This is a genomic window from Paenibacillus sp. ClWae2A (assembly GCF_032452295.1).
Lineage (GTDB): Bacteria > Bacillota > Bacilli > Paenibacillales > Paenibacillaceae > Paenibacillus.
Genome location: NZ_JAULSQ010000007.1, coordinates 254,579 through 266,821, shown reverse-complemented (window position 1 = coordinate 266,821; position 12,243 = coordinate 254,579). Strand labels below are relative to the sequence as shown.

Below are 12,243 nucleotides of genomic sequence, written 5' to 3'. Positions count from 1 at the left end.
TCTTTTTACATGGGGAAGTGAAGAGTTGGCGAACAAATAGTTTAGGTAATTCTTCTCCTTACCATACTAAAACAAGTTAACACTTTTTAGACCAAGGAGGTGAAACCATGGAACGATGGGACACCCTATGGAAATGGGGAATTGCACTCATGAGCAGTTCAGTAACCTACTTCTTCGGAGGTTGGTCAGGCGTACTCGGTGTACTGCTCGTATTCGTCATCCTCGACTACCTAACTGGGATCGCGGCGGCGGGTATGAGTGGCAAGCTTGAAAGTAACGTCGGCATGTTCGGCATCGCACGAAAGGTATTTATATTTGCTATGGTATCGGTGGCTCATCTGGTGGACGGTGTTCTGGGAGACGGACATTTGTTCAGGGATGCGGTCGCCTTTTTTTATATCGCAAATGAGTTATTGTCCATTATCGAAAACGGGGGCAAGTTGGGCGCTCCGATTCCGCCTGTGATTAGACAGGCAATTGAAGTGCTCAAGGGCAAAGGGGGAACCGGGGAACTTCCCGGTAACTTCTCCCCGAAGGGCAAAGATTCTTTTTCCAATCTAGAAACAGAGGATGTTGAACCTTCTGAAACTCAAGATAACGTTAAATAGTTTGAAATATTTTTAGTGTCTTCTTTACTATACCTTTGCTGAACATCGCAAGTGTAGTTTTTTTGAACTATATACATCTATACAGATTGAACTTAACATTTTCACACAATAAGGGAGAGGACAGAAAAAACCTGAAAAAGCGAAGCTAAAAGCTTTCTGAAAGAAAGCTACTTCGTAAGCATAATCTCGCCTTTATCCCCCGGATTTTCCCCTTTATAAAGAGAATCAAAAAAATCCGGGGATAACAGCGATTGGAAGGTTATTCTGTCATCGGAGTGTCCGTGTGAACAAGGCTCAGTTCATTTCCAACACATCAGGGACACGCACACAAGCAACCCCTGATTCAACCGCATTAACTATAGGAGCATTTTGCATCAATCCAGAGAGTGACATCCAATCAGCAATGTATAGATCAGAATGCTCTGATCTGTCTATACTTGTACCCGTGAACGCTTGAATCGAATGATGTAAAATGCTGAACAAACGGCAATTTGCCGCATAAAGGGTGTGAGAAACATGCAAACGAGAAGTTCGGGCAACACACAGGGCATTGACGTCTCCCGATACCAGGGCAATATTGACTGGGCGAAGGTGAAGGCAAGTGGCATGACATTTGTATTCATCAAGGCAACCGAGGGACAGACATATACCGATCCCAATTATCAGAAAAATGTAACAGGCGCACTGGCGGCGGGCATGCTGGTTGGAACGTACCATTTCTTCCGCGCGACCTCTACCGATGGTGCCAAGGCAGAAGCGGCGCATTATGCCAACACACTTAACAAAGTTGGAGGCGCCAAGGTACTACAGCTGCCACCTGTTATGGACTACGAGAACAACCCCGGCAACCTGAGCAAAACGCAGATAAATACAGTTGCCAAAGCCTTTTTAAACGAATTACAACGTCTGACAGGTGTAAAACCGATCATATACACGGGCAATTCATTTGCCAGGAATTTTGACACATCACTCAGCTCATACGATCTGTGGATCGCGCGTTACAGCAACACCCGTGTACCGGAAGACCAGCCGGCATGGAAGCGTTGGACGTTCTGGCAGTATACGGATTCGGGCAAGGTGAATGGAATTAGTGGCAACGTGGATATGAATGAATTCGAGGGAACAGCGGCACAGCTCAGAGCAAGATACGCAGCAGCCACTCCGAAACCACCGGAACCATCCAATCCAACGAATCCAAGTCATCCGAATCCACCAACCGAACCACCGAAAGGGGGCGAACCGATGACAGCCGAAGAGAAAGCAGCGTTTGATGCGCTCAAATCCCAGGTCGACAAACTGCAGGCACGTCAGCAAATGGAAGTTCCAGTATGGGCAAAAGCAGCTGTGGATGCAGCTCTGGCATATGACACCAAAAATCCATTGTTCAGCATTGATAATGGGGCGAGTTATGATTTTTACCGTTTTATTACCGTGATGCATCGCAGAGGTTTATTTAAAAAGTGAGCTGATTCTTAGCAAATTAAAATGTTGATCTTATCTGAAAGTGGATTGAGTGGAGAAGGGACACGGGACGCTTTTTGTCGAACTGTGTTCCTTTTTTGTGTTTTGTGTAAGTAATATTAACGCATATAATAAAGTTGAAGACTTATGTCTGTAAATCTCTTGTCTAATTGATTAATGTGATGTAAAGTAAGTTACACAAAATTGTTTTTCACCACAGTTTATTTACACAATCCTCCTCATCATGACAAAACCATAACATATGAAGTTATTGTAATGTCTCCCTGTTGTACAATCCAACATCTCAAGATGACTCGTTCATACGTTTTACACATCCAATCTGCAAGAGAAAACCACCGTCATAAACAACTTACACATCTAAACAACCTAGCCTATGTTGAGTTTCTTTCATCCGTATTGCTGACGAACGATAACGATATCTAATCCGGTCTCCACACTCCATGCTCAAGACGTCACGCTCAAGGAACAGACTTTATTGCGTAGTATCCATATGCCCATCTGTATTTTTAATCTACTGACTTGAACTTGCCTTACCGGTCCGTAACCATTTACTGTTACTTATTGACCTAAGTTCAAATAAAACGCAACAAGCTCATTCAATTTCATAGATTCATCTCACAAGATACGTTGTAGAATCTTTTTCTTTTTCTATAAAAGTAATCAAACGACGTCCTCAATCCATGTGCACGATCTGATATTTACCTGTATTCCATACGTATCCCATGCTGTTTTTACAGTTCATATACATGCCGTACTTTTCCCAGAACTTTAATTCAGGTATCGAAGGCATCTAAAGCCTTTTATATGATACATAGCACCAAACCGATTGCCAACATTGGAGATCTTTCATGCCAGCATCACACACATTATGAGACAGGGAAGGGTGTTGTACGTATGCGATTGAGAAAAAAATGGATGTCCGGTGTTCTAACGATGGCCTTAAGCACCGTATTGGTGTTGTCCGGTTGCTCCAGTAACGAGAGTGGAGAGAATACGCCTGCTCCGGCAGAAGGAAGCGACCCTCCAACCGAAACGGTAGCGCAGGATACGATGATTATGGGGCGTGGCGGGGATTCCGTTGCACTCGACCCGGCAATTGTGACCGATGGGGAGTCGCTGAAGATTGGACATCAGGTGTTTGATTCATTGCTGGACTACAAGGAAGGCGGAACAGAGGTCATTCCTGGGCTGGCGGAGAGCTGGGAGATTTCGGCGGATGGACTGAAGTATGTGTTTAAGCTGAAGTCCGGTGTGAAATTCCATGATGGAACGGACCTCAACGCAGAGGCTGTTGTGTTCAACTTCAACCGCTGGGGTGATCCGGCGAGTGAATATAAATTCGAGGGAGATTCCTTCGATTATTACGATTCCATGTTTGGTCCAGAGGACGGACGTGTGATCAAGGAAGTGAAGGCGACGGACGAGACTACGGTGGAGTTCACATTGAACCAACCACAAGCGCCTTTCCTGCAAAATATTGCGATGACGCCATTTGGCATTGCCAGTCCAACCGCGGTTCAGGAGAAAAAAGAAAACTTCAAGAGCGAGCCTGTGGGCACCGGTCCATTTGTATTCAAAGAGTGGAAGCGTAACGACTCCATCACCCTGGAGAAAAACGCGGATTATTGGAAAGAAGGGCTACCGAAGCTGAACAAAGTGATCGTACGTTCGATTCCGGATAACACCGCTCGCTTCAATGCCCTGCAAAACGGTGAGATTGATGTCATGGAAGACCTGAACCCGGACGATCTGTCCATCCTTGAAGGCAACAGCGAGTTGCAGAAGATCGAGCGTCCACCGTTCAACGTGGCGTATATCGGCTTTAACTTCAAGAAGAAACCATTTGATAATGTCAAAGTCAGACAAGCCCTCAATCATGCAGTGAACAAGCAGGCCCTTATTGATGCTTTTTTTGCTGGACAAGCTGAGCCTGCCGTGAACCCGATGCCGCCAACGCTGTGGGGGTACAACGATACCATTGAGGATTATCCATATGATCTGGAAAAAGCAAAAGCTCTACTCGCCGAAGCTGGCTTCCCTGACGGGTTGCCTGATCCGATAACCTTCTATGCGATGCCGGTATCCCGTCCGTATATGCCAGATGGCAAGAAGGTTGCGGAAGCGATCCAGGCCGATTTTGAGAAAATCGGAGTGACCGTCACCATCGAATCACCGGAGTGGGCAACGTATCTCGAAGATACAAAGGCCGGGGAGAAGGACGACATTTACATGCTTGGCTGGACAGGTGACAATGGTGACCCAGATAACTTCCTGTATACACTGCTGGATAAAGATGCCATTCCAAGCAACAACCGCAGTTATTATGTAAACGAAGAATTACACACATTGCTGACGGGTGCACAGAAAGAAACCGATCAGGACAAGCGTGCTGAACTGTACAAACAAGCGCAGGCGATGATCAAGGAAGACGCACCGTGGATTCCTCTGGTACACACGACGCCAATTCTGGCGGGTAAAGCCAACCTGAAAGATTTCGTCCCTTCTCCACTGGGCACCGAATCCTATGCCGGTGCTTATTTCGAGTAAGCTGTAAGCTGAACTTATCCATTTCAGGATAACTGCGATCTGAAGATGGCACTACAGTTCGGAGTGATTACGTTTTAATTCTTACTTTCAAAGCGCTGGTGAGACGCAATGCTTGGCAGAACCCACATCCGGACGTAACTATCCAAAGCATGCGTTTCTGCCGGCGCTTTTTATTTTGCACGATATGTCAAAGGCAGGTGAACAGGATTGAACAGCTATATTGTCAAACGTGTGCTTGTGTTGCTGCCCGTACTGCTGGGCATGACCCTGATTGTCTTTTCCATCATCCACGCGATTCCGGGTGACCCGGCTGAGACCATACTTGGGCAAAAGGCAACCGAACAATCCAAGCAGGCCCTTCGTGACCAGCTCGGACTGGATAAACCTTGGTTCCAGCAATATTTCGCCTACTTGGGCGATTTGCTCAAAGGCGACCTGGGAACATCCATCCGCACCAAGGTGCCTATTGCCCAGGAAATTGTGCCCTATCTGACAGCAACCCTTGAATTAACGATGGCAAGTATGTTGTTTGCTGTCATTATTGGGGTGAATGCCGGGATTGTCAGTGCATGGAAGCACAACTCCTGGTTTGATTATTGCTGCATGGTCATTGCTTTGGTGGGGGTATCTATGCCAATCTTTTGGCTCGGTCTGATGGAACAATGGTTGTTCGCGAACAAGTTGCAGTGGCTGCCATCCATTGGACGCATGAATGCGCGTGATCCGGTGGATGCCATTACGGGTTTGTATGTGCTGGATACGATGATTGCTGGACAATGGAATCAGTTGTGGACTGTAACGAAACATTTGATTCTGCCAAGTGTTGCACTGGGAACGATTCCGATGGCTGTTATTGCCCGGATGACTCGTTCCAGCATGCTGGAAGTGATGAGTTCTGATTACATTCGTACTGCAAAGGCGAAGGGACTGGGGCCGTTTTTTGTTGTATATGGACATGCACTCAAAAATGCCTTTATTCCCGTGCTCACGGTTATCGGCATCCAGACAGGGTCATTGCTCGGGGGAGCGGTGTTGACCGAAACGATCTTTGCCTGGCCGGGCGTGGGACGTTATATATATGAAGCGATTAGTTCGCGGGACTATCCGGTGATCCAGAGTGGCATTCTGATCGTGGCGTTCTTTTTCGTGGTAATCAATCTGATTGTGGACTTGCTTTACGCTGTGTTTGATCCACGGATTAGTTATAAATAGGGAATTCATCAAGAACCAATCTGCAGAATCGAAGCAAAAAGCTTTCTGAAAGAAAGCTACATCGGAAGCATAGGCTGCGCATTTATCACCATTTTTTCACCTTTGAAAAGGTGATCAGTAAAATCTGGGGATAACAGAGATCGGAAGATGGTACTGCAATCGTAGTGCTTGAGTGTAATAGAACGCGTTGATCTTTTGTTATATTCATATTCAAGAAGGGAGACGCCGCATGGCCAAATTATCGACCAATACCGGACCATCCATTGATGCTGCAACAGCGAGTACATCCGGTCCATGGCGGGAAGCATGGGGAACATTCCGGAAAAATCGGCTTGCGCTTGCGGGCTTGATTATTATCGTATTTTTTATCCTGTTGGCCTTCCTCGCGCCATACATCGCACCTTACGATTACAAGGAACAGGTGCTGGTGGATCGGCTTCAGGCCCCTTCGGCAGAGCATTGGTTTGGTACGGATGATCTGGGGCGTGACGTGTTTTCCAGAGTGCTGCATGGAGCGCGTATCTCATTATGGGTGGGTTTCTTCTCCGTCATTGGTTCCATTATTGCGGGCACGCTGCTGGGTCTGATTGCCGGGTTTTATGGAAAATGGGCGGACATGCTCATCTCGCGTCTATTTGATATTTTGCTCGCCTTTCCGGGGATTTTGCTAGCCATCGCCATTGTGGCGATATTGGGCCCGTCGTTGCAAAATGCACTGCTCGCCATCGCCATCGTGAACATCCCGACCTACGGAAGATTGGTGCGTTCACGGGTACTCAGCTTGAGACAGGAGGAATTCATTACGTCGGCACGGACACTTGGAGCGGGCAACGGGCGAATCTTGTTTCGTCACATCTTGCCCAATAGTCTTACTCCGCTGATCGTGCAAGGTACACTTGGAATTGGGACGGCGATCATCGAGGCCGCTGCACTCGGATTTCTAGGCATGGGTGCGCAACCACCCGATCCGGAATGGGGTAAAATGCTGTCGGACTCCCGTCAGTTTATACAAAAAGCACCGTGGACACTGATCTTCCCCGGCGTTTCCATCATGTTGACCGTTCTCGGTTTCAACCTCATGGGCGACGGCCTGCGCGATACCCTTGATCCGAAAATGGCCAAAAAGTAGAATTTTCAAACTCAAACTCAAACTCAAACTCAAACTCAAACTCAAACTCAAACTCAAACTCAAACTCAAACTCAAACTCAAACTCAAACCGTAACCGCTAATTCTTATCGCGATCCTATTTGGAGCTGAAACGCTAACCTCTGCTTCAACTCCAACGAACTTCACACACGCTATTATGCGAAAAACCTGCGGAGAGGCTCGTATAGTTGGCTAAAGTCGAGAAATAGCGTGATTAGGATTCGTTAGCTAATGAAAACCTCCCAAAAAGGCCAATTAACGCCTCTGAGATTCGTTAGCGCGTGACTGACTACCTTGCGGCTCAAGACATTCAAGCAACCACAATACCAAGATACCAACATACCAAAGTTCCCATACAACATACATCAGTCTCAACACAGAAGGCCGAGGATACTCCAAGGTACATTAGACGGGGATGTTTTGATAATAGGCGCTACAGCAACAGACACAATAAAATCTTTCCTATGCCGGTTCGAACTTTGGTTCGAGGCGGCTTTTGTTTTACCCGCGGGATTACGTTAAAATGATTGGTGATGTGCAAAAGTTGAAGGGTTATTCGATCTTTTTGTTAAAATAACCGCCTACGTATTGACACCCAATTTTCCCATATGTTATATAAAAGGAAGGGTTTAGCACTCCGATCATTAGAGTGCTAACAAATGATGTTTTTACTATACGCCTACATATGGAATGATTCTGTTTTTGAAAATAGATATTGAACTTGAGTAGGACATGCGAAGCCAAGGTCAACAGACTGGAAGCAGGATTCCACGTTTAAGAGATATCACTTCATTGATGTTCTCTATCCTAAAAGAATCAGTCGCTGATAAATGCAAAAGTAGTGCAGGGGACGAAATCGATTTGGAGGAAGCAGAGCGTTCGCCTAAAAGCTTTCTGAAAGAAAGCTGCTACGGAAGCATACGCTATCACCGGATTTCTCCCTTTTAAAAAAGGGAATCAAAGAAATACGGGGATAACAGCGATCCGAAAAACGATTCGTAACCGGAACGGCTACATTGCAGGACGTCATACATTTTGAAGATTAGCCAATCTAGTGAATCTGATGATCAAGCGTTTAAGCTTCGAATGATTTTCTGGCACCCGTATGTTTTGCATGGAAAACTCAAGGATTTACTTTCTATTTTCAATCAAATCATTCGATATCCAAATTTGAAAGGAGTCCAACCACTCATGGCTAAAAAAGAATTCCAGGCAGAATCCAAGCGTTTGCTGGATATGATGATCAACTCCATTTACACCCAAAGAGAAATCTTTTTGAGAGAATTGATCTCCAACTCCAGTGACGCCATTGATAAAATTTATTACAGAGCACTGACGGACGATTCACTCGTTTTCAACAAAGAGAACTACTTCATCAAGCTCACGATTGACAAAGAAAACCGCACGCTCACACTGACGGATACCGGGATCGGGATGACGCAGGAAGAGCTGGAGAACAATCTGGGGGTTATCGCGAAGAGTGGTTCCCTGGCGTTCAAGAAAGAAAATGAAGCTAAAGATGGCCACAACATCATCGGACAATTCGGGGTTGGTTTCTACTCGGCATTTATGGTGGCGGACAAGCTGACCGTAACAAGTAAAACGCTGGGCAGCGACGAGGCTTGGAAATGGGAGTCCGAAGGCGCAGATGGTTACACAATCACTCCAGCTGAGAAAGATTCCGTAGGTACAGAGATCGTCCTGACGATCAAAGAGAATACTGAAGAAGATTCGTATGATGAATTTTTGGAAGAGTACCGCCTGAGATCCATCATCAAGAAATACTCCGACTTCATTCGCTACCCGATCAAGATGGATGTAACGGGTCAACGTCCGAAAGAGGGCACGGAGAACGAGTTCGAGGAATATCAAGAAGAACAAACCGTGAACAGCATGGTGCCGATCTGGCGTAAAAATAAAAGCGAATTGACCGAAGAAGACTACAATAACTTCTATATGGAAAAACGCTACGGTTTTGACAAACCGCTCAAACACCTGCATATCAGCGCAGATGGCGCTGTGGTGTACAATGCAATTCTGTTTATCCCGGAGAACACGCCGTTTGACTACTATACGAAAGAGTATGAAAAAGGCCTCGAGCTTTACTCCAACGGTGTATTGATCATGGATAAATGCGGCGATCTGTTGCCAGATTACTTTGGATTTGTCAAAGGTATGGTGGATTCGGAAGACCTGTCCCTGAACATTTCCCGTGAGATGTTACAACATGACCGTCAGCTTAGCCTGATCGCGAAGAACATTAAGAACAAAATCAAGAGCCAACTGCAAAGCCTGTTGAAGGACGAGCGTGAGAACTACGAGAAGTTCTACCAAGCGTTTGGCCGTCAATTGAAATATGGTGTATACAGCGACTATGGTGTGAACAAGGATACATTGCAGGATCTGCTGTTGTTCACGTCTTCCAAAGAGAGCAAACTCGTGAGCCTGGACGAATACGTCTCCAGAATGCCGGAAGATCAGAAGTACATCTACTATGCATCCGGTGAATCGATTAGCCGTATTGAGAAGCTGCCACAGATCGAGGGTGTCCTAGAGAAAGGGTACGAAGTATTGTACTTTACCGATGACATTGATGAATTCGCAATCAAAATGATCACGAACTACAAGGAGAAAGAATTCAAATCCATCTCCAGTGGTGACCTGGGTATCGAAGATAGCGCGGACAAAGAAGAAACGGACGCTCAGGACAACGACAACAAAGAGCTGTTTGAAGCGATGCAAGCTCAATTGGCTGGTAAAGTCAAAGCCGTTAAAGCTTCCAAACGTCTCAGAAGCCACCCGGTATGTTTGTCCACCGAAGGTGAATTGACGATTGAAATGGAAAAAATCCTGAAAGCTATGCCGAACAGCGAAAACGTACAAGCCGACAAAGTGCTGGAAATCAACGTGAACCACGATGTCTTCAAATCGTTGAAAGACGCTTTCGCGCAGGATCAGGAAAAACTGAACCTCTACACCAGCCTGTTGTACCATCAGGCATTGCTAATTGAGGGATTGCCAATTCAAGATCCAGTAGAGTTCACTAACGATATCTGTAAGGTTATGGTTTAAAAATCCTTCGTACAAGGGTGCGGTAATATCCTTGATGCAAAAATTCACGCAGCTTCAAGAGTCAAATTACGTGAGCATTAAGGCTAGAAGTTAAATCACTTCGCTGCATCCACCATATTCATCCGACAGGGCATTTCCGTCCTGTCGGTTTTTGTTTTTTTACCCACAACGGGGAGGGAGCGGGGGAGCAGACTATCATTGTAGTGATGGATGAACATTTTAATGGGATTTTTTAGCCTTTCAAAGTTTTGAAGAATTCCCCCTTTATAGGGAATGTAATGTCATTTAAATTGGGAGTGAATCAAACACCAAAAGTAGTGAAGGGGACGGAATCGATTCTGAAGAAGCGAAGCGTTCGCCTGAAAGCTTTCTGCAAGAAAGCTACATCGGAAGCATACGCTTCAACGGGTTTTTCCCTTAGTAAAGGGAATTCAGAAAACCTGGAGACAACAGCGATCCTAAGAACGATCCGTAACCGGAACGGCCACGCAAACTGTATAAGGCACTTTTTTTCACCATTAGTCATGTTAGTGTGAGTTCAATATGAATCATTATCATTTAGATGCACGGATGATAGTCTGGCAGGGTATAATAAGAGAAGATGACTGTTCATTACAAGTTGATGTAAGAAGAGATGACAATCGCAGACAGGTTTTACTTTTCGAAACCACAGATGTTGTGTATAATCACTCAAAATAGAGACAGTCGGCTAGGAGTGATCCCCATGCAATGGAACGATCTGAGAGAACATAGACAATATCCTGAATTAACCAAATTGGATGGATCTCGTGCAGCGTATGAACGGGACTATTCGAGACTCATTCATTCACCGACCTTCCGCCGGTTACAGGGCAAATCGCAGGTGTTTGGCGCAGGGACGGGCGATTATTATCGTACTCGCTTGACCCATTCCCTGGAGGTGGCACAGATTGCACGAGAGGCTGCCCGAAGCCTGATTCGCCGTTTTCCTGAGGTGGAGTGGGACCGTGCGGACAACCCCGGCCTTATTATTGATTCAGAAGTGGTGGAGTGCGCTGCAATCGCACATGACTTCGGTCACCCGCCGTTTGGACATAAAGGTGAAGAAGTATTGGATGGCATTCTGGATGACCTCATCAACACTGAGGCTAAGAAAATCATGAAGAAAAGCCGTAGCGCCAAAGTTCCCAAGGTGGAGTCTGAAGTCCGTGCTGAGCTAAAACGGAAATACGAGCATTTTGAAGGCAATGCACACAATTTCCGTCTCATTATGCACTTGGAGAAGCGTGAAGATATCGACGGACTGAACCTGTCTGATGCGGTATTACTAGGAATCAACAAGTATCCGTACCCTGGGACAGAGAGCAAAAAAGGCATGTATCATCATGAGTGGCAATATATTCGGGAGATCCGTGATCGCTGGAACGTGCCTGCAGGCAAGAAGACGCTGGAAGCACAGCTGATGGACCTCTGCGACGATATTGCGTACTCCTCACATGACCTGGAGGATGGCATCAAAGCAGGCAAAATTGAAGTACATGAGCATTTCCTGCAAGATCCGCATGTGAATCGACTGATTGTGGATAAGATTACAACGCTGGAGGATCTGTTCTGGAACGGATGGACCCGAGAAGCAATTGGGCAAAAGGTAGAAGAGGTCCTCGCTTCGTTCCTGCGCATCTGGAATGAGAAGATGCCGTTCTGCGAGCATGATTACTCGCGTACCCGCCGTGAGGTGAAAGCCTACTGGGTGAGCTTTTTTGTAGGCAGCCTGGGTGTTATTGACGACGGCGACTGGAAGAAGGTAACTTTTGTCCGTGAAGGGGCTGAAGACCTTGATATGCTGCGTACGGTGAGTGTGCTCAAGAGTTTTGCCTGGGTGACCATGATTCGTGACCTGCGTGTGCAGCGGCTACAGAAGCGAAGTGAGTGGATGATTAAACGATTATGGGATGCATTCCTCGATCCGGAAACGTCTCAATCCATTATTCCATCCGACTGGCTGCAACGGTATGAGAAGGATCAGGCCAAGGCCAAACCAATCTGGACCTGGGAGCATATGGTGATTGATTATATTGCAGGAATGACGGATGCATTTGCCGAGAAAATATATAATGAACTATACGGTCTGAAGGTGGGTTCCATCTACGATCTGGATTAAAATTAACCGATATAAAGGGAGATGAGACGCGTGGC

Annotated in this window: 7 protein-coding genes; all 7 read left to right on the top strand. The window is 46.2% G+C overall.

Annotation, left to right across the window (positions count from 1 at the left end; genetic code table 11):
* Positions 1-107 precede the first annotated feature (107 nt).
* The 7 genes from QVE09_RS20955 (at position 108) to QVE09_RS20925 (ending at position 12,208) form a co-directional block, all read left to right on the top strand.
* Positions 108-608 (top strand): phage holin family protein, encoded by a 501-nt coding sequence (locus tag QVE09_RS20955; RefSeq protein ID WP_282319132.1) that lies wholly within the window; start codon positions 108-110, stop codon positions 606-608.
* Between the two features lie 516 nt (positions 609-1,124).
* Positions 1,125-2,072, top strand: a complete 948-nt coding sequence (locus QVE09_RS20950) for a glycoside hydrolase family 25 protein (protein ID WP_315938339.1) — start codon at positions 1,125-1,127, stop codon at positions 2,070-2,072.
* A gap of 912 nt (positions 2,073-2,984) precedes the next feature.
* Complete coding sequence (locus QVE09_RS20945) at positions 2,985-4,637, top strand: ABC transporter substrate-binding protein (protein ID WP_315938338.1); 1,653 nt, start codon at positions 2,985-2,987, stop codon at positions 4,635-4,637.
* A gap of 207 nt (positions 4,638-4,844) precedes the next feature.
* A complete protein-coding gene (locus QVE09_RS20940) occupies positions 4,845-5,849 on the top strand; it encodes an ABC transporter permease (protein ID WP_315938337.1) in 1,005 nt (334 codons plus the stop codon).
* A 229-nt stretch (positions 5,850-6,078) separates the two neighbouring features.
* Positions 6,079-6,978, top strand: a complete 900-nt coding sequence (gene nikC, locus QVE09_RS20935; protein WP_315938336.1) for a nickel transporter permease — start codon at positions 6,079-6,081, stop codon at positions 6,976-6,978.
* 1,209 nt (positions 6,979-8,187) lie between these two features.
* Entirely contained in the window at positions 8,188-10,068 is a 1,881-nt protein-coding gene (htpG, locus tag QVE09_RS20930) for a molecular chaperone HtpG (RefSeq protein WP_315938335.1), read from the top strand.
* A 724-nt stretch (positions 10,069-10,792) separates the two neighbouring features.
* Complete coding sequence (locus QVE09_RS20925) at positions 10,793-12,208, top strand: deoxyguanosinetriphosphate triphosphohydrolase family protein (protein WP_315938334.1); 1,416 nt, start codon at positions 10,793-10,795, stop codon at positions 12,206-12,208.
* The last annotated feature ends 35 nt before the right edge of the window (positions 12,209-12,243 follow it).